Origin of the sequence: Colwellia echini (genome assembly GCF_002843355.2) — a bacterium.
Lineage (GTDB): Bacteria > Pseudomonadota > Gammaproteobacteria > Enterobacterales > Alteromonadaceae > Colwellia > Colwellia echini.
On record NZ_PJAI02000019.1, the window covers coordinates 26249 to 47977 of the forward strand.

Annotated in this window: 20 protein-coding genes; 16 read left to right on the top strand and 4 right to left on the bottom strand. The window is 33.0% G+C overall.

Features of this window, described 5'->3' with window-relative positions:
• Positions 1–181 precede the first annotated feature (181 nt).
• The 16 genes from CWS31_RS14160 (at position 182) to galU (ending at position 16989) form a co-directional block, all read left to right on the top strand.
• Positions 182–724: a DUF6942 family protein gene (locus CWS31_RS14160; protein ID WP_101343021.1), complete on the top strand. Its 543-nt coding sequence runs from the start codon at positions 182–184 to the stop codon at positions 722–724.
• Positions 725–896: 172 nt separating this feature from the next.
• Positions 897–1919, top strand: a complete 1023-nt coding sequence (locus CWS31_RS14165) for a Wzz/FepE/Etk N-terminal domain-containing protein (RefSeq protein ID WP_101343020.1) — start codon at positions 897–899, stop codon at positions 1917–1919.
• Between the two features lie 340 nt (positions 1920–2259).
• Positions 2260–3306: a UDP-N-acetylglucosamine--undecaprenyl-phosphate N-acetylglucosaminephosphotransferase gene (gene wecA, locus CWS31_RS14170; protein WP_101343019.1), complete on the top strand. Its 1047-nt coding sequence runs from the start codon at positions 2260–2262 to the stop codon at positions 3304–3306.
• Positions 3307–3957: 651 nt separating this feature from the next.
• Positions 3958–5199, top strand: a complete 1242-nt coding sequence (locus CWS31_RS14175) for a hypothetical protein (RefSeq protein ID WP_101343018.1) — start codon at positions 3958–3960, stop codon at positions 5197–5199.
• Entirely contained in the window at positions 5192–6256 is a 1065-nt protein-coding gene (locus tag CWS31_RS14180) for a glycosyltransferase family 4 protein (RefSeq protein ID WP_101343017.1), read from the top strand. The genes CWS31_RS14175 and CWS31_RS14180 overlap by 8 nt, the downstream gene beginning before the upstream one ends.
• Positions 6246–7334, top strand: a complete 1089-nt coding sequence (locus CWS31_RS14185) for a glycosyltransferase family 4 protein (RefSeq protein ID WP_170252891.1) — start codon at positions 6246–6248, stop codon at positions 7332–7334. Before CWS31_RS14180 ends, CWS31_RS14185 begins: the two co-directional genes overlap by 11 nt.
• Before the next feature lie 6 nt (positions 7335–7340).
• Entirely contained in the window at positions 7341–8606 is a 1266-nt protein-coding gene (locus CWS31_RS14190; protein WP_101343015.1) for a hypothetical protein, read from the top strand.
• The gene (locus CWS31_RS14195) at positions 8557–9438 is read left to right on the top strand and encodes a hypothetical protein (RefSeq protein ID WP_101343014.1); all 882 of its coding nucleotides are present in this window, start codon (positions 8557–8559) and stop codon (positions 9436–9438) included. Before CWS31_RS14190 ends, CWS31_RS14195 begins: the two co-directional genes overlap by 50 nt.
• Positions 9426–10439 (top strand): glycosyltransferase, encoded by a 1014-nt coding sequence (locus CWS31_RS14200; protein WP_101343013.1) that lies wholly within the window; start codon positions 9426–9428, stop codon positions 10437–10439. Before CWS31_RS14195 ends, CWS31_RS14200 begins: the two co-directional genes overlap by 13 nt.
• 1 nt (position 10440) lies before the next feature.
• Positions 10441–11547 (top strand): acyltransferase family protein, encoded by a 1107-nt coding sequence (locus CWS31_RS14205; RefSeq protein WP_101343012.1) that lies wholly within the window; start codon positions 10441–10443, stop codon positions 11545–11547.
• Positions 11547–12329 carry a glycosyltransferase family protein gene (locus CWS31_RS14210; RefSeq protein ID WP_101343011.1) on the top strand — a complete coding sequence of 261 codons (783 nt, stop codon included), beginning with the start codon at positions 11547–11549 and terminating at the stop codon, positions 12327–12329. Before CWS31_RS14205 ends, CWS31_RS14210 begins: the two co-directional genes overlap by 1 nt.
• 42 nt (positions 12330–12371) lie before the next feature.
• A complete protein-coding gene (gene rfbA / locus CWS31_RS14215; RefSeq protein WP_101343010.1) occupies positions 12372–13250 on the top strand; it encodes a glucose-1-phosphate thymidylyltransferase RfbA in 879 nt (292 codons plus the stop codon).
• Positions 13250–13795 (top strand): dTDP-4-dehydrorhamnose 3,5-epimerase, encoded by a 546-nt coding sequence (rfbC, locus tag CWS31_RS14220; protein WP_101343009.1) that lies wholly within the window; start codon positions 13250–13252, stop codon positions 13793–13795. The genes rfbA and rfbC overlap by 1 nt, the downstream gene beginning before the upstream one ends.
• Before the next feature lie 58 nt (positions 13796–13853).
• Positions 13854–14741 carry a dTDP-4-dehydrorhamnose reductase gene (gene rfbD / locus CWS31_RS14225; RefSeq protein ID WP_101343008.1) on the top strand — a complete coding sequence of 296 codons (888 nt, stop codon included), beginning with the start codon at positions 13854–13856 and terminating at the stop codon, positions 14739–14741.
• A 41-nt stretch (positions 14742–14782) separates the two neighbouring features.
• Positions 14783–15895 (top strand): dTDP-glucose 4,6-dehydratase, encoded by a 1113-nt coding sequence (gene rfbB, locus CWS31_RS14230; protein WP_101343007.1) that lies wholly within the window; start codon positions 14783–14785, stop codon positions 15893–15895.
• 161 nt (positions 15896–16056) lie between these two features.
• Complete coding sequence (gene galU / locus CWS31_RS14235) at positions 16057–16989, top strand: UTP--glucose-1-phosphate uridylyltransferase GalU (RefSeq protein WP_101343006.1); 933 nt, start codon at positions 16057–16059, stop codon at positions 16987–16989.
• A gap of 170 nt (positions 16990–17159) precedes the next feature.
• On the opposite strand, the gene CWS31_RS14240 is transcribed toward galU, so the two are convergent.
• The 4 genes from CWS31_RS14240 to cmoA form a co-directional block, all read right to left on the bottom strand.
• Complete coding sequence (locus tag CWS31_RS14240; protein ID WP_101343005.1) at positions 17160–18320, bottom strand: patatin-like phospholipase domain-containing protein; 1161 nt, start codon at positions 18318–18320, stop codon at positions 17160–17162.
• 107 nt (positions 18321–18427) lie between these two features.
• Positions 18428–19798 carry an anti-phage deoxyguanosine triphosphatase gene (locus tag CWS31_RS14245; RefSeq protein WP_101343004.1) on the bottom strand — a complete coding sequence of 457 codons (1371 nt, stop codon included), beginning with the start codon at positions 19796–19798 and terminating at the stop codon, positions 18428–18430.
• 97 nt (positions 19799–19895) lie between these two features.
• Positions 19896–20864 carry a tRNA 5-methoxyuridine(34)/uridine 5-oxyacetic acid(34) synthase CmoB gene (cmoB, locus tag CWS31_RS14250; RefSeq protein ID WP_101343003.1) on the bottom strand — a complete coding sequence of 323 codons (969 nt, stop codon included), beginning with the start codon at positions 20862–20864 and terminating at the stop codon, positions 19896–19898.
• 104 nt (positions 20865–20968) lie between these two features.
• On the bottom strand, positions 20969–21697 hold the full coding sequence (gene cmoA, locus CWS31_RS14255) for a carboxy-S-adenosyl-L-methionine synthase CmoA (RefSeq protein WP_101343002.1): 729 nt from the start codon (positions 21695–21697) through the stop codon (positions 20969–20971).
• Positions 21698–21729 lie beyond the last annotated feature (32 nt).

The following is a 21729-nucleotide window of genomic DNA, read 5'->3' on the forward strand; positions in this document are numbered from 1 at the left end:
TTATTCGCTTTTTATTGAGAAGCCTATAACGTTTACGTTAATTTATTACCGAATAGGTAATGTTTTATTATCGCTTTGCTCTGCATGGTAAGCAACCATGAATTGAGAAAAGTATTGATTTTACTTAGTATTAATCATGTAATAAGCTTAGTGAAATACGGTAGATAAGAATATATAAAGTATGAGTAATATTGGTTTTGGTGATCGTGATTTTAACTTTGCAGTATATATAGCCAACAAACCCAGCATGAGGGAATATCAACATTTAACCAAAGTAATGCCACTATGCAGAGGTGAAATAAACGTAATCAATCAATCTTGTGGCAATGGTTGGCGTAAAGTGTTTAATGTTTACGCAAAGTTACTTTATACGTTAGACCCACAAGTTTTTGATTTTTCAATAAAAGCACCAATATGGCAAGACTATAGGGATAACCACTTATTACAAGAAGGTAGTAAAACAGCATTGCTATTTTCATCACCGCAATTAAGTAAGTCAACATCTAAAAATGATATGCTACATATTATCTGTGGTAAAAGTCACGCTAAGGCATTGATAAATAAAGGGAAATTAAAAGTCAACCTAGATTGGCTTGATAATGAGTTTGCAATAGATAGAAAAAATAAAGTAATTGTTTGTCCTTATTTTGACTATAGACAATTGAGTAACATAAAAATTGAAAGTTTAGCTAGGCTATTACTTACTTTAAAATCTACGTTGTAAACACAAATAAACCTTACAATTAATAGCTTAATTTTAAGGTTTATTTAAAGCCTAATGTTACCTTGAGGAGACTTACGCTTTAACTTTGCTAAGAATCTTCGTATAATGCGGCAAATTTATTGTTGAACGATAAATAAATTCATTTAACAAAATCCAGCCGGACGGGTGACAAGTGTCAAAATCAGTAGATAATCCCCATGAATTACCAAATGATGTTAATACACAACTTTTGCAACAACAATTACTTCAGCAACAATTATTACTTCAAAATTCTCAAAATTCATTTAACGAAGATGATGAAATAGATTTAGCTGAGTTATGGCGTGCAATTTGGGCTGGTAAATTTACTATTATTATCATTAGCATGTTGTTTGCTGTAGCCTCAGTGTTTTTTGCATTATCCCAACCAAATATTTATAAAGCATCAGCAATTTTAGCGCCAGCTTCAGATGATTCTGGTGCCGGCGGTTTAGGCGCTTTAGCAGGTCAGTTTGGTGGTTTAGCCAGCATGGCAGGAATTAGTCTTGGCGGTGGAGGAGGGGTTGATAAAACAGCCCTGGCTTTAGAAATTTTAAAATCCCGATCCTTTATAGAATCTTTTATAGCTAAACATGATTTATTAGTACCATTAATGGCTTCAAAAAAGTGGGATATGGAAAGTGACACATTAGTTTTAAATGATGAAATTTTTAACAAAGAAACAGGACTTTGGGTACGGGAAGTTAAAGCACCTAAAAAACCAGAGCCTTCATCATGGGAAGCTTTTCAAGAATTTACTGATTTAGTCACTATCTCACAAGACAAAGCTACATCAATGGTGACACTTGAACTTGAGTTTTTTTCACCTGTCATAGCACAACAATGGTTAACTTGGTTAATTCAAGATATTAATGAGTTTATGCGTGAGCAAGATAATATAGAGGCACAAGCGTCAATAGATTATTTAACGGAGCAGTTAGCGAATATTAAATTAGCGACTATGGAAACAGTGTTTTATCAATTGATTGAAGAGCAAACTAAAAACATGATGTTAACCATGGTCAAGAAAGAGTATGTTCTTAAAACTATCGATCCACCGCAGGTTCCAGACACAAAAGACAAGCCTAAGCGCGCGTTAATTGTAGTATTAGGAACTATGCTGGGCGGTATACTTTCTATATTAATTGTATTGGTACGTTACTTTACTAAAAAGTAAAAAACCAACTCAATTGTAAGCATACTTTTAAGCTGTAGAAACTTAAGTTTTAGTAAAATAGAAAGCTTAAAGTAATTGTTAATGGTCTACTCTAGAATGGTTTTCTCTAACTAATATTGTTACAAAATCATGACACTAAAAATAAATTTTTACTGCAATAGTGCAAAGACTCAAGTATAATTAGCGCAAATAGTAGGTTTAGATAATCCTAAGTTAATATTTAATTAGCTTAATAACCACATCAAAAGTGTTAGATGCAAACAGTTTCTTTTAGCATACACCACTTAATAAATTATATTGAGTCGCTTAGAATAGCGCATTACGTTACCGGAACTTAACTATGTATATTATTGCTACAGCCGTGACCGCATTTGTATTTGCGTTTATAGCAATTAAATTTTTCAACCCTGTAGCAATAGAAATAGGCTTAGTTGATAAACCATCAGAGCGTAAACAACACGCCGGACATATCCCTCTTATTGGCGGCATTTCAATTTTTCTTGCCGTACTTGCTGCTAGCCTTTTATGGTTACCTGATACCTTAGAACTTAGAATGTACCTTATAGCATCAGCGATGATGGTATTTATTGGTGCACTTGATGATAAATTTGATCTACGTGTACGTATACGTATTGTAGGGCAAATTATCATTGCCAGTTTAATGATTTATGGTGTTGGCGGTTATATTTCAAATCTAGGTGATTTATTCGGTTTAGGTGATGTCACCTTAGGCCCTTTTGGTATTATATTTACTTATATAGGTATTATCGTTGTAATTAATGCTTATAACATGATCGATGGTATTGATGGCTTAATAGGTAGTTTAAGTATCAATACTTTTACCTCTATTGCCATTTTGTTTATTATGAGCGGCCAAACGAATTATATAAGTTACCCCTTGGTACTAGCGACTGCAACACTACCGTATTTAATGTTTAACTTAGGTTTATTTAAAAAGTTATTTAATAAGAATACCCAAAAGATATTCATGGGGGATGCTGGTAGTATGTTTGTTGGCTTAAGTGTTATCTGGTTATTAATTATGGGAACACAAGGTGAACAAGCATCTTTTCGACCTGTAACCGCTTTATGGATTTGTGCTATTCCGTTAATGGATATGTTAGCTATAGTGGTCAGACGTTATAGAAACGGTAAATCCCCTTTTAAACCCGATAGAGATCACTTGCATCACATATTACAACGTGTCGGATTAACTTCACAGAAAGCATTGTTAGTTATTTCGTTTGCTTCTGTTTTAATGTCAATCTTTGGTGTTGTAGGTGAATACTTTAATATTGCTGATACTGTTATGTTAATAGCATTTATTTTTATGTTTATATGTTATGTAAGTACAATAAAACATCTCATAAAGAATGAAAGCACCTAGTTTTTATACTTATGTTAGGGGCTATTCGTAATCTTGAATGATATTTTAGTTGCAAGTTAAAATTCTATATCCTTTATTTATCTTAGCCAAGTAGAAAATATTAATTTACCTGAAGGTGTATTTAAAATTTTCTATAGTGTAGGTGACTTTAAGTTAGCAATTGGATTTGTTGTATGGAAATGAAATATCACAATACTTTATATGCTAAGTAGAAATAACATCCCGCTTTAACCTGGGAAGTAGGCTTTAGAGCTAGATAATTAGCTAGAACAATTTGGACGGATTTAGATATTTTAATACTGCGCGGTTCAATCAGCCAAGATTATGTCGAGTTGTAAGTTTCAACGTCATTAATTTACCATCGACATAAATCATGAAGCAAAGAACTTGGTGAACGGTGATATGGGTATTTCAAAAGTTTCTTTAGTTGAGCTAACTATGTCTGACAGAGTTTTAGGCTAAAGACTAATCTTTACAACAGTAAGATAATTAGGATAGATGTTATAAAGGAATAGTTCGAGCATTACTTTGAATGGTAGCTGTTTATTTTAGAGGTTAAAGTACAGACCCAATGACTTCATTTTTTACATGTGTTTATAAGTATAGCCTTATTTGTCTTTTCAAACTCAATAATTTGTAAGGCTTTGTATTATGTCAAAAAGTTTGAATAAAACTATTTTGATCGCAACTTTAAATGGTTTGTCACTAGTTTCGACTCTCATGGTTCAACTCTTATTCGTCAAAGAGGTCGAATCTGATTCTTTTAGTGATAATATTTTTCTAATGAGCTCTTTAGGGATGTTTGTTATTTCAATTTTTTCATCAACGCTCGGGGTGTATTTAATTGAAAATTTCTCTAAGATTAAAGATGAAGAATTGAATGTACATGTATTTCAAATATATAAAAAGTTATGGGCATACCTTTTATTTGCAGTAATTTTAATGCTTGCATTTTGTTTGTATTTATCTTTTAAGTCTAATATAAATTTGATGGTTTTAAGTGTGCATGTATTGGTACCTATTTTCATATTTCACAGTTCCATCATTACAGCGATAATGTATTCAAGAGGAAGAATACTTACAGTTGAAGTTGTTAATTTTATTGGTGCAATTATTCCTGTTGTTATTTTAATTTCAAATAGTAACGGCTTAGGGGATGTTCTGCTTTCACTGATACTTATATTGAAAGCATTCATTTGTTTAATATTGTTTCAGATGGTTATTATAAAGAAGAAATATTTTAGTTCGAAGAAATTAAATATTTCGTTTGTAAATAGCCTTGATGGTGAAGCAAGAAAAGTATTGAAAACATCAATGCTGTTTAAGTCTGAGAGCTTTATAGATAAGTTTGTTGTTTCCTTTATGCCTGATGGTATGTTGACTTTGTTCCATCTTCTAACTTCAATTGCAAATGGTGTAATGTCTATATATTCCAAAGTAGTTACTATTCCACTAAGTTATTCAGTAAGTATAAATAAAGCGGATTATAAATTAAAACTTTACTCTGCTTTAAATACTTGGCGAATCATGGTGTATTCTTTGATTGGTATAATTATAATTGTATTTGTACTTGTTTTTAGTTTTAAAATAACGTTTGTTGATAATGATATTATCGGCTATTACTCTATTTTAGTAGATAATATATTTATGGTTTCCGCTTTACTTCTAGCTTATATATTCATGGCTAAAAATCAAATTTATTCTGTGTTGCTATATTCTAGAGGTTTACCTATAAAAGCTATTGAAGTGGGGATGGTTTCATTTTTTATAAATGTCACACAGAAAATTGTGTTGTTTTTATTGTTTTCAATCTCTGGTTTTTATTTGGCTTATGTATTAGGTCAGTTTGTTACTTTGAAATTGTTTGAAAATAAGGTTAAATCAAATGTTTAAGGTTTTATCTTTTACCTCTGGTCGTCATACTCCTAGCTCTTACTATAGAATACGTCAGTATATAGGTTTACTCAGAAATAACGGGGTTATTGTCAATGACTATTATCCTGTTGTTGATAAAAACGCCCCCATACCTATTATAAAACATAAAATAGGTTATAAAATTATATTTCCTATTGCTTTGTTATGGTTTGCTATAAAGTTAATGTTTCGAATTCCAGCCTTACTCAATATAAGTAAGCACGATGTGCTTTGGCTGAATAGAGAGTTATTACCAGGCATACCTTCAATTGAATTTCTATTTAGTAAACCTTATATTTTTGATTTTGATGACGCTATTTGGCTATCGAAGCCGATGGGGAATATTGCCTTTGAAACAATAGTTAAAAATGCAGCTGTAGTTGTTGCAGGTAATGATTATTTAGGTGCAAAGGCTAGAGAATATAATAATAATGTTGAGGTGTTACCAACAGGTGTTGATATTGAAAAAATATACCCATTAAAAAACAATAGAACTATGGAGGGACTCACATTTGGCTGGGTTGGCACAAATGTTAACTTTAAATATTTATACAATATTGAAGCAGAATTATATGATTTTTTTTCTAAAAATAATTGTGTGCTCTTAATAGTTTCAAGTAATAAGCCTAATTTTTTTCATTTAAGAGAAGGTGTCCATTGGAAGTTTAGGTTATGGAAACTTGAAGACGAAAATGAATTCTTGAATTCGTTTGATGTTGGAATAATGCCTTTAGAAAATAATGAATGGGAAGAAGGGAAGTGTTCTTTTAAAATGTTACAATATATGGCCGCCGCTAAGCCTGTCATTGTAAGTCCTGTTGGTATGAACAAGTCAGTGCTTTCGATGGGGAATATTGGTTTCTCAGCAAAAGATGGCGAATGGACTAAGTGTTGCAGCAAATTTTTAGATCCTATTTTAAGGGCTGAAATGGGTCTAGAAGCCCGAGAGGTTATTGAACAAAATTTTTCCACTCAAGCTATATCAATAAAGTATGCAAATATTATCAAAAAGGTTTGTGAAGATTATGCAAGTTAAAATGGTTTTAAATAGATATTATCCTATGATTGGGGGGGCGGAAAGACAAGCTAGGATCTTAAGTTTAGAGTTATTAAAGCAAGGGGTTACACCTAGTATTATTACACAAAAGCATGATTCTAAGTTATTGTCGACAGAATTAATCGATGGGATAAAGGTTACTAGGTATTCATCAGGTGTAATGTTTTATTGTATGTTGTTTATTGCTTTAATTAAGGATCGTAATAATGTAGATGTCATTCATTGTCATAACATTTCAATTACATCTTTTGTTTGTTCTTTAGCTTCTCTATTTATAAGGTGTCCTCTTGTTTTAAAGCTAACTGTAGCAGGGGAATTAACAGAATTACTTGAGCCTACATTAAAAGGGCTTAAACCAAGATTAAAGTCGATATTAATCAAATATACTGTTAAGCGGGCAACAATAATAGCTTTAACACAAGAAGGTATAAAAGAATTAGAAGCACATAAAATAAGTGCCTATACCCATATACCCAATGGTGTATCACTTGAATTAAGAGACCTTGTAGTGCAGAGTAATAAACTACAAAAAATTAAAAGTTATCGTACCTTTGGCTTTTTAGGCCGTTTTTCTGCTCAAAAAGGTATTGAAGTCTTATTGAAAGCTTTTAGTCAGTCCATTACTGAAAATAAACTTATTTTGATGGGGTCGTCTCATCTTCAAGAAAGCACGGTTATAGATGAAGAAATATTAAAGTTTAAAAAATTACTAGGTGATAGATTGGTAGTATTAGAGCCGGAAAATCCACCGTTAAAATTTTACAATATGATTGATTGTTTTGTTTCAACATCTAAGTTTGAAGGGATGCCAAATTGTGTTTTAGAAGCTTTGTCATTAAATATACCTTGTGTGTTAAGCCCTATACCTCCACATAAGGAGATATCTGATAGTTGTAATGCACCTGAAATAAAAATATATAAAACTAATGAAGAATTAATTAGTATATTCGAGCACTCTGACTTAGTGTTATCTGAGAATGAATTACTTCCTGAAAAGTATAATATTGAGAATGTAGCTTATAAATATAAGTTTCTATACGAGCAACTTATAGGTTAATTAAAAGTGGTCACACTTAGTTTCATTCTATGGTTTTCTGTTTTTTCCGGGACTTATACTTTTGGTGGGGTATCAATTTACCCACCTTTATTAATTAGTATATTTGGTTATTTAATAATCGGACTAAAACCTAAAATAAAAAATCGTTTGTTTTCTAGTTTATTTGTTAAAATAACTTTGTTAATGACTTTGTTGTTAATTATCCTTGTCTGTGTTTCAAGTTTAGTTAATAACTCAGAGTCAGTTGTTGTTTTTGTAATGTTTCGCTACATACTTAAATCGATTTTAATTCCTTTAGGGTGCAGTTTTGTCATACTGCATTATATAAATAATTTAGGTCTGAAAAAATTTTATTATAGTATCATTACGATGTTGTTCTTGCAGTTAAGCTTGACTACTATGCAAATTACTATTCCAGAAGTTAGGCACTTTTTATTGTCTATAATTCATCTAGAAGAAAACTGGTTAGCACTTGCTAACATTGGACATTTTCGCGCTACTGGACTTGCAGGTATTTCTATTTATGATACTTCTATAGCTTACTCATTCTTTCTACTTCTACTAATTGGCTTATCTAATTCTTCATCTTTTAAGGATAAAGCTTTATGCAGTTTTGGAATTTTTTCGTGTTTGATGCTATCAGCTATATCAGGGAGAACAGGTCTTATATTCAGCCTAGCGACATTAGTACTGTTATTAGCTATTTCCAAAAACAGAAGAACTTATTCATTTTTGCTTTTTATGTTTATAGGGGGAGGGATATTCATTGCGTTGGTATATTTCGGATTAGATGATTTTTTATTTTATACAAAGTTTATGTTAGAACCATTATTTATGATAATTTTCCCAGATACGGAAAGTGCTTCATTAAATCAATTGCAAGATGAGTATTTATTCATACCTTGGCATTCAAACCTTTATATTGGTGATGGTGTTTGGGCTCAACCTAGCATATCAAGAACGCTTGATTATGAATACAGTACTGACTCAGGATTTATACTAGCATTTTTGTCAGTTGGTATTTTAGGTTTAGTGTACAGCTTCCTTATTCTTCATTTATATTCAGTTACTGTATATTTGCATATAAAGCAATTATCAAATTACTTCTTTGCTTATGTTGCGTATAGTGTTTTTTTTATCCTCCTTGCGTTTTCTATGCTCAAGGGACCCATTTATTTTTCGGAAAGACTATTTCCGGTAGTGCTTATGGTTGTTATTTGTAATGAAATTAGAAGAAAAAAACAAGTTGTCAATCCTTATCGTTTTGTATAATAAAAGTGTTTTTGAAAGTAAGACATTAATGGCTTTACTCAACAATAAAGGACTTAAACAGTATGTGAATAACATATTAATTTGGGATAATAGTAAGGCTCCATTGTCTAGTATAGAACTTGATAAATTGTCTCCTCTTTATGGATCTAATATATCTATTGTTTATAAACACTCAAAGGTTAATTTACCTTTGTCTTCTGTTTATAATGTATTTTTTGATGAATATGAGAGCAAAAGTTCACATCTATGTATTTTGGATGATGATTCGGATATATCCGACGGATTTTTTCATGCTTGGTCGGTTATGTTGAAATCTAATCCCAAAGCAAGTTTGTATTTACCTAATATTTTTCATCATTCTATACTTGTTAGTCCAACGAAAAGGTTTTTTTTAAAAGGATTTTACTTTAAAGACGTTCAGAAAGGCAAATATAAAAATAATAACCTATCGGCAATAAATAGTGGAATGATAATTTCTACAGACTATTTAAGAAGATACTTATTTAGATATAATGAAAAATTAAAAGCATATGGAACCGATGACTTTTTTATGGTTAATTTTCAGAGAAACAAAAAACAAAATTCAAACGTATATGCTTGTATTTTGAATTATTCATTTTCACATGATTTAACATTATCTACGTTGAATAATGATAGTATTGAATTACAAAATAGATATGGTTTACTTTTAGATTCTTGGAAAATTATTTATAATGAAAGAAGGGTTACTGTTTTTGTATATAGCCTCATACATAGCCTGTATATGTCTTCAAGGTATTGTAATTTAAACTATTTTAAAATCTTTAAGGAACGACTGTTTTGCAATGTTTAATTGTACACGTCCCTCGTTTAAGCCTGAGTGGTGGTAACATTATTACAATGGAGCTTTGTAATGAATTTATAACTAAGGGATATAAAGTTATTCTATTTGATGGTTTCCAGTTTCATTTATTTGAGCAAGCAGATTTAAAAAAGAGAAATAAAGGAGTGCTGAATACTTTTTTAAATCTATTAGCCTTTATCGGTTGCTCTTTTGTAAGCCTCTTTAGTATGCAAAAAGTTATAGCGACACACCATTTAACTGCTATGTTTTCATTTGTAAGGCCAACATATTATGCATTTGTTCAGGATTTAGAAGTTGATTTTTACCCTAACAAAATAAAAAGAATAGGAGCTTTTTTTTGGCGTAATTATTTAAAGTCAAATGTTAAAATATATACAAATAGATATTTACAGTTACAAGTAGGTTTAGCAGGTGAAGCTACTTGTAAAGGGGCTATTTTTACCAATGAATTATTACACCCAAGGGTAAATACTAAATTTTCAGATATTGACTTCTTTATGGTTTTACGAGATGGCGACTATAAAGGAAGTGGTATTACATTAAGTGTTTTTCAGGAATTGTATAATAAAGGTTATAAAGTTGTATTGGTTAACTGTTCAAAACAGAAGCTAGATAGGAAAGAATATGAACAGAATATTTATTCATCTATGGCGAGGTCTGATTTCTTAAGTTTGCTAAGTCGAAGTAAGTGTTTTATTTGTTTATCTGTTTGGGAGGGATTAGGGTTGCCTAATATTGAGGCTTACCTAAATGGTGTAGCTGTAATATCAACCCCCATACCATCAGCGAATCTATTAGCATCAGTAAGTCAAACCTCAATTTCTTTACTTGAGAAAGAAGTTAATGTTAGCAATATTGTATATCAAATATTAGAACAATATAATTGTTTGGATAGTACTCTTGAAAGCAGTTCTACTAAGGTTGAAAATATAAAAAAATTAAGAGACGACTGGATACAAAACTATTTTAACATCATTATAAGGAAGTAGAATGTTCCCAAACTGGGTTGTTTCGCATGAGAATAATCTAAACTTTATTAGGTTTATATTATCCTCACTGGTTTTGTTTACACATTGTTTTGCTCTATATTATGGAGGTTCAAAATTTGAACCGTTTCATGAATATGGTTTTACATTAGGCTCTCTAGCCGTAGATGTTTTTTTTATATTGAGTGGTTTTTTAATTGCTAAGAGTGTTTTTTTTAGTAAAGATTTGATTAGTTATTTTTTTGCAAGAGTTCTAAGAATTATTCCTGCATTAATAGTCGTATTAATATTAACTGTGTTTATTTTAGGTCCTATTTTTACAATATTACCCATTGATGCATATTTTTATAATTTTGATACATGGAGCTACTTAGTTAGAAATACACTACTCATTTTTGGTATAAACTTCACTTTACCAGGTGTGTTTGAAAGTGTGCCTTTTCAAAAGTCAGTAAATGGTTCTTTGTGGACGTTACAATATGAAGTTAGGCTATATGCATTATTATTTGTTTTTTTTATAACCTATGAAATGTTTAAAAACTATAACGTTCGTATCAATAAATTAAATTCTTATAGGTTAATGTTTTCTTGCTTTTTTATCATTGCAAACTATTTATATTTGATGTCAGAATTACAACGTATGGAGTATAGTAAAGGCTATTATTTAACATTCTTATTTTCGCTAGGTAGTCTGTTATTTATATGGAGCGGTATAAGTAATGCGAAGTATATTTTTTGTTTTTTTATTCTTTCTGTTATTAGTCTTAATGCTTTGGTTCTAAAAACATTTTTCCCAGTTGTTTTTTTACCTGTTATCTTATTTGGTATTTATTTATTTGGTTACGTTATTAACGTTAAATTGGGGAAGGATTACTTTAAAAATAATGATATATCTTATGGTTTGTATATTTATGCTTTTCCTGTACAGCAGTCATTAATATCTATCTCTAGTGATATAGGGTTTATATTATATATATTATTGTCATTTCTTTTGACGGTAATACTGGCATATGCATCTTGGATTTTTATTGAGAAACCATTCACTTTATACAAGAAACAGGTAGTCTATTTTTTCAAGTTTTTTAGTTTTACAAGATTAAGGGGTAAGTAGTGACTATTTTTATTTCTGTTGTTTCTCATTTACACGGGGAGTTAATTGAGCAACTGGGTTGTTTGGCTAAATTAGCAGAAAGGTTTAAAGTTGTTGTTAAAGTTAATAGTGAAGAAACGTATTTATTATCTTATTTAAAGTTACATAACATCAATGTTATAGATACATCTTATGGTTTAGGGTTTGGGCATAATAACAATATCATTTATAATTATTGTGAAGATAAGTTAGGGATGAATTCTAATGACTATTTTATAGTATTTAATCCTGATGTGTATGTTGAGAGCGAAGCTTTAGCTGAGCTTGTTAATAAAATGTTCGAAAATAATTGTCAATTAGCCGGAGCAAATCTTTTTAAAAACAAAGAACTTACAATCCCTGATAATTCTATAAGGCATTTTCCAACTTTTTTACAGTTTTTTAAATCTTTTTTAGGTTTAGGGAATAGCACCATTATTGATAAATCTAAAGTTTTAAAACCAATAGAAGTTGATTGGGCTTCAGGGTCTTTTTTAGCTTTTAAAGCATCTCACTATCGTTTATTAGGCGGCTTTGATCAAGGTTATTTTATGTACTGTGAAGATATAGATATCTGTTTTCGAAGTAATAAAATTGGAATCCCACTTACCTTTTATCCGGATATAAAAATGCTTCACCTTGCTAAGCATGCTAACAGAGCCTTATTCTCTAAGCACTTTTATTGGCATTTATGTAGCGTAGGACGTTTTTTATTAACTAAGGTTGGAGTCACAAAGCCTAAGTCTATAATAGGCTTGGCTTAGTTTATCTTTTATTTTATTGGTTTGTTATAGGTTTAAAAATGTATGCATAAAGGAATTATTTTAGCTGGCGGAAGCGGTACTCGCCTTTACCCCCTAACAAAAGTTGTTAGTAAACAACTTATGCCTGTTTATGATAAACCTATGGTTTATTATCCGCTTGCAACATTAATGCAGGCTGGAATTCAAGAAATATTGATTATTGCGACACCTGAAGAAGTTCATCGTTTTGATGATTTATTAGGAGATGGTAGTAATTTTGGTATCTCTATTTCATATAAAGTACAACCAAGCCCAGACGGTTTAGCTCAAGCATTTATCTTAGCCGAAGAGTTTCTTGATGGTTCAGCTGCAGCTTTAGTGCTTGGCGATAATATGTTTTATGGACATGATTTAACCAAATCATTACAAAACGCAAATGCACAAACATCTGGCGGAACTGTATTCGGTTATCATGTGTCAAACCCTCGTTCTTATGGTGTTGTAGAATTTGATGATGCGGGTGTTGCTATTTCTATTGAAGAAAAACCTCAGGTACCTAAATCGAATTATGCAGTTCCAGGTTTGTATTTCTTTGATGGAAATGTTGTTGAGTTTGCTAAAGCAGTTAAACCTTCAGCACGCGGTGAGTTAGAGATAACAGATGTTATTGAGCAATACTTAAAAGCTGGGAACCTCAAAGTAGAAATTATGGGACGAGGCACTGCATGGCTTGATACTGGAACTCATGATGACTTATTAGCGGCCGCTAACTTTATTTCGACTATTGAAAAGCGACAAGGTTTAAAAGTAAACTGCCCTGAAGAAGTCGCATTCAGAAATGGTTGGTTAAGTGCTGATAAACTCAGAGAAATTGCTGAACCACTACGTAAAAGCGGTTACGGTGAATACTTACTTAATCTTCTTGATGAGCGAATTTTTTAATGAAAGTTATTGAAACATCAATCCCTGATGTAAAAATTATAGAGCCCCAAGTATTTGGCGATGAGCGTGGTTTTTTCTTAGAAACTTTTCGGGATGATTGGTTTATAAAAAATATAGCTGATGTGACTTTTATTCAAGATAACCATAGTAAATCAAGCCACGGGATTTTGCGTGGTTTGCATTATCAGTTGAAAAATACTCAAGGTAAATTAGTTCGTGTTACCTCAGGTGAAGTTTATGATGTTGCTGTTGATATGCGAAAAAATTCTCCTACTTATGGGCAACATGTTGGCGTGCTTTTATCAGGCGAAAATAAACGTCAATTATGGGTGCCAGAAGGTTTTGCTCATGGTTTTTATGTGATGAGTGAGTCTGTGGAGTTTGTATATAAATGTACCGATTATTATAATCCTGAACATGAAGTATCACTGTTATGGAATGATCCAACATTAAATATTCAATGGCCTTTAATTGAAGATAAAAGTCCATCCTTATCTGCAAAAGATCAAATAGGGTTATTGTTTGAAGATGCGCCTACTTTTTAATGTGTATCTTTTATTACGCACCTTTTAATACGTCCATTGAAAATTAAGATGAAAAGATATGAAAATAGTAGTAATCGGTAAGTCAGGTCAACTGGCTTGGGAGTTAAACCAACTTTCATCATCCTACCATGAGGTTTTTTGCTTAGGGCGTAATGATATTGACCTGAATGACTTAACTTCAATACAGAACATATTAAAACAATATCAAGCAAACGGCGTTATTAATGCCTCAGCATATACTGCCGTCGATAAAGCAGAATCAGATGTTGATAATGCTTTTGCGCTTAATGCATCGGCTGTAGGACAATTAGCAAAAGCTTGTAAAGCCCTTTCATTACCATTAGTACATATTTCTACAGATTTTGTATTTCATGGCGATAAAGGCTCTCCTTATTTACCTAATGATGAAATAAATCCCTTAGGTATTTATGGTAAAAGTAAGGCTGAAGGTGAGCAATTAATCAAAGATATTTACCCTGAAAAAAGTAGCATAATTAGAACCTCTTGGGTGTATTCAACGCATGGTAATAATTTTGTAAAAACCATGCTTAATTTGATGAGTACTAAACCAGAACTCGGTATTATTAGTGATCAAATAGGTACACCTACTTATGCAAAAGGTTTAGCAGAAGCTTGCCTGTTAATATTAAAGAATAACATAACAGGTATTCATCATTATACCGATACAGGTGTTGCTAGTTGGTATGACTTTGCTATTGCAATTCAAAGTATTGGTTTTGAACTTGGCTTATTAGATAAAATAATCCCTATAAAACCAATATCAACATCTGAGTATCCAACGCCAGCTGAACGACCCCATTATAGTGTTTTAGATAAAAAATCACTATCAGATGCTTTACCTACGTTGACTTTAAAGCATTGGCAAACACAATTACGCGATATGATGACTGCGCTTTTAATAAAACAAAAAGCTGAGCAGCATTAATATCTTATAGAATTAATCGAATTTATGAATAGAGTTAACCTATGAAAAAATTATTAGTTACCGGTGGTGCAGGATTTATTGGCGCTAACTTTGTACATTATTGGATGAATAAATACCAAGCCGATAAAGTTGTAGTACTTGATGCGCTGACATATGCAGGTAATATCGCAAATTTAGACTGTGTAAAAGATGAAGCTAACTTCACTTTTATCCGAGGTGATATTTGTGACCAACCGTTAATTGAAAAAATATTACAAGAACATGATATTGATACACTAATTCATTTTGCTGCAGAATCTCATGTAGATCGTTCTATTACAGGACCTGATGCTTTTATAGAAACGAATATCATCGGTACTTATAGTTTACTAAAAGCAGCCAAAAAAGTTTGGCTAGATGGTGCCTTTAATGGCGGAAAAGTAGTTGAAGGGCACCGTTTTCACCATGTATCTACAGATGAAGTTTATGGCACATTATCACCTACCGAGCCTCCTTTTAAAGAAGATACCGCTTACGCGCCGAACTCGCCATATTCAGCAAGTAAAGCCGCTAGTGATCACTTGGTTCGCGCTTATCATCATACTTATGGTTTGAATGTTACTACGAGTAATTGTTCAAATAATTATGGACCATTTCATTTTCCAGAAAAATTAATCCCACTTGTTATTACTAATATTTTGCACGATAAAGCATTGCCTATTTATGGTGATGGTCAACAAATTCGTGATTGGTTATACGTAGAAGATCATGCTTATGGTATTGATTTGGTATTACAAAACGGTCGTATTGGTGAAAATTATAATATTGGCGGCAATAATGAATGGGCGAATATCGATATTGTAAAAACAATTTCAAAATTGGTCGAGCAAGAGTTTGAAAAAGATAGTGAATTAGCGAAGCGGTTTCCTACAGCAAAAGCTGCAATTTCAAAAAATACCGAATTGTTAATTACTTATGTTAAAGACAGACCAGGTCATGATCGTCGATATGCTATTGATGCATCAAAGACTAACCATGAGCTAGGTTATGTGCCTAAAGAAAGTTTTGACACGGGAATAGGTAAAACTGTTCAATGGTATTTAAATAATGAAGTATGGTGGAAAAGTGTTATGGATGGAAGTTATCAAACATGGATCGCTTCTCAATATGAATAATTTGTGAAACATTAATTGCTAATGGTAATAGTACCTATAAACCCTATATAATTTATATCGGTTTTATAAAGCAATAAATTTCACTTATTACTTACATTCAAGCAATGACATTTATAGCAATACTCATTAGAATAAAAACTCAGTAATTATTAAGGACGAATATGAACAACAGAATAACCAAAGCAGTAATCCCTGTAGCGGGTCTTGGTACACGTATGTTGCCTGCGACAAAAGCAATTCCTAAAGAAATGCTTCCTATCGTTGATAAACCAATGATTCAATACATTGTTAATGAGTGTGTTGCAGCGGGTATTAAAGAAATTGTTCTTGTTACCCATTCTTCAAAAAATGCTATTGAAAACCATTTTGATAAATCTTTCGAGCTTGAAACAACACTAGAAAAACGTGTTAAACGTCAATTACTTGCAGAAATACAAGCGATTAGCCCTAAAGACGTGACCATTCTACATGTTCGTCAAGGTGAAGCGAAAGGCTTAGGCCATGCAGTGTTAAAAGCACAGCCAATTATTGGTAATGAACCTTTTGTTGTGGTATTACCTGATGTTATTTTAGATGATGTTTCAGCAAACTTAAAAACTGAAAACTTATCAGCTATGATCGCTCGTTATAATGAAGTAGGTGGCTACAGCCAAATTATGGTTGAGCCAGTGCCTATGGAGCAAGTGAGTAGCTACGGTGTTGTTGACTGCGGTGGTGTAAAAATACTACCAGGTGAGTCAAAACCTATGACAGCAGTTGTTGAAAAGCCAGCTAAGGAAGATGCGCCTTCTAACCTTGCTGTTGTTGGTCGTTATGTATTATCAGAGAAAATTTGGGATTTATTAAGATTGACACCTCCTGGTGCTGGTGATGAAATTCAGTTAACAGATGCTATTGCTATGTTAATGGAGAAAGAGACGGTAGAAGCATTCCATATGACAGGCAGATCACATGATTGTGGCTCGAAACTTGGTTATATGAAAGCGAATGTTGAATACGGTTTACGTCACCCTGAATTAGCCGCTGACTTTAAAGCTTTCTTAGAAGATATGGTGAAAGTGCCTAAGCCAGTTCCAGCTAAAGCGTCTAAATAAGTGATTAGTTATTAAAATTAGCTAGTTAAACTACTTAGATAGATCCTGATAATTGTAGAAGTAATTCTCAACTATCAGGATTTTTTGTTTTAGCTTATTCCCATACTTTTCGTGCTAATGTATAGGTGCTAGTGCATATTAGCTGTATATTAGTGCGAATAAACTCCCGCCTATGGGAGTGGGTTGAATATTTTTATTTCATCCACGTTTTGCTTCTCAATAAACTCATGAAAACACTCTGCTAGTTGAGTTGTCTCCACTAATACCTTTTCCCAATATTTAATACGGACGCTAGGCTCCATGTCGATAAAGTCAGTTCTATCAGGAATTTTATGATAGGGCAGTGACTGAATAAATTTTTGTGACGGCGCTAACAGCACTGTATTATCGTAGTTACTTAAGAGTACTTTACGGCTTGAGCTTTTATCAAACCAACCTGCTTTGGGTTGTGAAGTAAAGTGTGGGTACAAGGTTAAGTTATGTTTTGCTAGGTTAGGATTGTTTGATGATCTTTTACTATCAGGGCGATGTAAATCAGAAAAATGTTCTTCTCTGTGCAGCTTTTTAGCAAGCGCTTCTTTATTTTTCTGCTCTAGGGAAAAGTCAAAATGGTAATCAATAACCCCGCCATCTCGGTAAATACCTTTTTCAGCGCCAGCTATATCTTTAACGCCAGACATGACAAGCGGGATTGAGCCTGAAGCAAGTACTGTACTTTTTATGTTAGCTGCGGTTAAGTTTTGATATACGGTGTTAATATTATAAGGGTCGTTAATCGCTAAGTTACTGTATTTATTTTTAAATACATAACGTTGGTATTGCTTATTTAATAAGCCTCTATTGCATTTATTTAATAACATACTGTTAAGCAAGCCTGCTATTTGAAAAAGTTTATTATCAGATGTGGTAAATCCATTGCATTTAGCAACGAGAAAGTGGGCTTTGAATATTTTGTTATTAATGACTTCATCCACACCATTTTCTGCAAATAACTGATCTACGAGAGTAATAGTTTTATTGGTTACTTCTTGTGGTTTAGCCTTTTTTGAATAAACAGTATTGGCGTATTGATGCGCTAAAATCTCAATCGCTTTCACGGGATTTTTTTGTGTTAAACATGCCGCGCGAAATGCACCAGAGCTTGAGCCTACTAAGTTTAATTCCGTATCTCTGCCTTTGAAAAAATCACCAAAGAGGTATTTATCTAAACCAAATAACATAAACCATTTTGGGCCGCCACTGGCACCGAGAAAATTGGTAAATAATTCTTGTTTAAAACCTTCTTCTTGTATTGTTTTTAAAGCCTTTTCACCAGCGTATATTTCTAGCATTTCTGCAAAATCTCATGATTAAATTATTATATAAAGTGTGGGTAATTAGTAAGGCGATAACTGTCTTGAAAAACGCCGATAGCTACTTATTATTTATCTTTTAGGCGCTAAGTTAATTGATAATCTGACGCGCCGTGAGCATTAAATAAGGTTTGATAAAGTCTAGTTGCATAATCATCGGTCATACCTGCAATGTAGTCAGCAATTACGCGATGAGGGTTTAATTGCTTATCCACTGCATATTGCCATCGATTGGCACTGTTGCTAGGTAATAAACGAAGTGGATCTGATGATAATGCTTCAAACAGCTCCATCACAATTTGTTGTCCTCGATACTCTAAACGCTGCAAGCTTGTAAGTTTAATTACATAAAAGTAAACAAAGTCTTTAAATACCTTTAGAGCTTGCTCGGTTACGTAAGATAAGCGAGCGTTATAACGTAATAATTGCTCAGTAAAATTAACATCGTCTTGTTCGTTTAAGTCAGTTAATTCAATTGAGGTAATAAGGTAGTTTACTAAACCGCCAATAGCATCTTTTTGTAAGTGATGATGATCACTAAACAGTTTATCTGTTAAGCTCGCGCTGTATTCTTGTAGCCAAACGTCATCAATCTCAAGCAGTTTTTGAATAACTTCTCTTTCAAAGTCAGTTCGGTTAACGACTTTAGTGACTATTGCATCTTCAAGATCATGAATGCCGTAAGCGATATCATCAGCCAATTCCATAATGGAACAATCAAGCGATTTAAAGCGTGTTTTATGATGTGCTTTCTTTATGTTTTTATCACTATGTTTAGCCGTTTCTTGTGTATTAAAACTTTGAAACAAACTACGGTCATCACTAGATAATGGTTTTAATATCCAATCAATAATGTCTTGATCATCTTTATATAACCCTTTTGCCGGATGCCAATCACTGGCTTTAAGCTGTCTGAAATTACAATTTGATGTAGGTTGACTATTTTTGCTTAACGTCTCTATGAATTGCGGGTATTTCATTAAACCCAGTAAAGTACGGCGACTTAAATTCATACCAAAGTGTTCACTGAAGGTTTCTAAACGCCCGACAATACGCAGTGTTTGCCCATTGCCTTCAAAGCCGCCGTGATCACGCATCATATAATTGAGCGCTATTTCGCCGCCGTGACCAAAAGGCGGATGGCCTATATCATGTGCTAAGCAAATAGTTTCTATTAAGCTATCAGTACTTGGGAAAAGTTCTGCGCATAACTCGGGGGATTTACAACGTAATTGTGCGGTAATGCCTGAGCCGATTTGTGCGGCTTCTAACGAATGGGTTAAACGAGTGCGGTAGAAGTCACTTTGACCGCTACCCATTACTTGAGTTTTTGATTGTAGGCGACGAAATGAAGCTGAGTGTAATATTCTTGCACGATCACGTTGAAAAGGGTCGCGATGATCTTGCAATCTATTAGGTACTTTTTTTAATCTTCTTGATAACCAAACGTCACTCATGTTTATTTGTCCCTTAACTTAAACTATTAATTTACATTATTAATAGTGATTTTAATAATGTAAATTAATAGTGATTTTAATAAGGTACACCAGATAGTTAGGCGTTGGCAATAAATATGGCGCGTTTAGGGGCAGGGTAGCCTTCAATGGTTTTAGTGTTATCTTCTGGGTCAAGAAAATCTTGTAGAGACTCAGTATCAATCCACTGTGTTTTTCGTTGCTCATCTAAAGCGGTAATATCAGTATTAACCACGCGCACATTGGTAAAACCACAACGTTCTAACCAAGCACACATTGCTTTTTCACTAGGTAAAAACCAGACATTACGCATTTTTGCATAACGCTCACCAGGAACAAGCACAGTGTTTTCATCGCCATCAACAATTAAAGTTTCTAAGACTAATTCACCACCTTTAACCAGTTGTGCTTTTAATTGATAAAGAAAGTCAATCGGCGAACGGCGATGATACAAAACGCCCATAGCAAATACGGTATCAAAAGCTTTTAACTCAGGTAATTGCTCTACACCTAAAGGTAATAAATGTACTTGATCATCATTAATAAAGTGTTTTATGGCATTAAACTGCATTAAAAATAATTGAGTAGGGTCAATGCCCACCACAAATTTTGCATCACAGCCACGCATACGCCATAAGTGATAACCGCTGCCACAACCTATATCTAGTACATATCGACCTGATAAATCGCTAATGTGTTCAGCTAATCTGTCCCACTTAAAATCACTGCGCCATTCGGTATCAATGTGTAAACCGTGAATATGGTACGGACCTTTTCGCCAAGGTTTAAACTTCTTCATTAAATTTTCAAGACGTTTAAATTCACCTTGATTTAAATCGCCAAGCTCACCCACTTCAACTTTGTCAGTTAAATTAGTTTTTGCCTCACCAGCTACACTTGGTAAAGCATCGAGTGTTTTTTGCCAATGCTTGTATTCACCATGTAAATTATTGTCATGCCAATCGGTTAATTGTGCTGGTAAAGTATTTAACCAATGGCTTAAGCGGTTAGTGGCAATTTTTTGATAAAACAAGTTGAACTGATTCATAAAGAGTTTCTTTTAAGGTTTTTTTAAATGTGACTTTTAGGCTGCTTTTTTAATCGTAACTAGTTTAAGCATGACTAGTCTAATCGTGACTCGTTTGTAGGAAATTATTTTATGGCAACAAATGAAGTGAAGTTAAAACATTGAAACCACTGCGAACTATGATTAAACCCTGCGATGGCTAAGCGCTCTTTATGTACTTCAACAGAGTCGGTTAGCATTACTTTTTCAAGTGCGGTGCGTTTTTGCGCAACTTCTAATTCACTATAACCATTGTCACGTTTAAAGTTGTGGTGTAGATCAATAAGTACTTCATCAATACGTTGATCATTGCTCGATATTTTCTCTGATAATACCAATAAGCCGCCGGGTTTTAAGCCTTTTGCTATTTTGGTTAATAACGCTTGGCGCTCTGATTTGTCAATAAACTGTAAAGTAAAGTTAAGGACAACCATCGACGCGTTTTCAATAGCTATATCTTGAATATTACCTTCAATAATTTCAACAGGGGTTTTGCCTTTAAAAGCTTCAACGTGCATTTTACAGCGTTTTACCATATCAATAGAATTATCTACGCCAATAATTTTACAACCTGTTGCTGTTATGCCTTTTCGCATAGCGAGGGTTGCCGCGCCAAGTGAACAGCCTAAATCATAAATATTACTGTTGTCTTGAGCGAATTGTTTGCTAAGTCTGCCAATGGTTTCAATAATGGTATTGTAACCAGGTACAGACCGCGAAATCATGTCAGGGAAAACTTCAACAACTTGTGCATCAAAGGTAAAGTTTTTAACTTGAGAATGTGCTTGCGAGTATATTAAATCAGTATCAGACATGAGCTTTTAACTATTCACTATTTATAAAATTT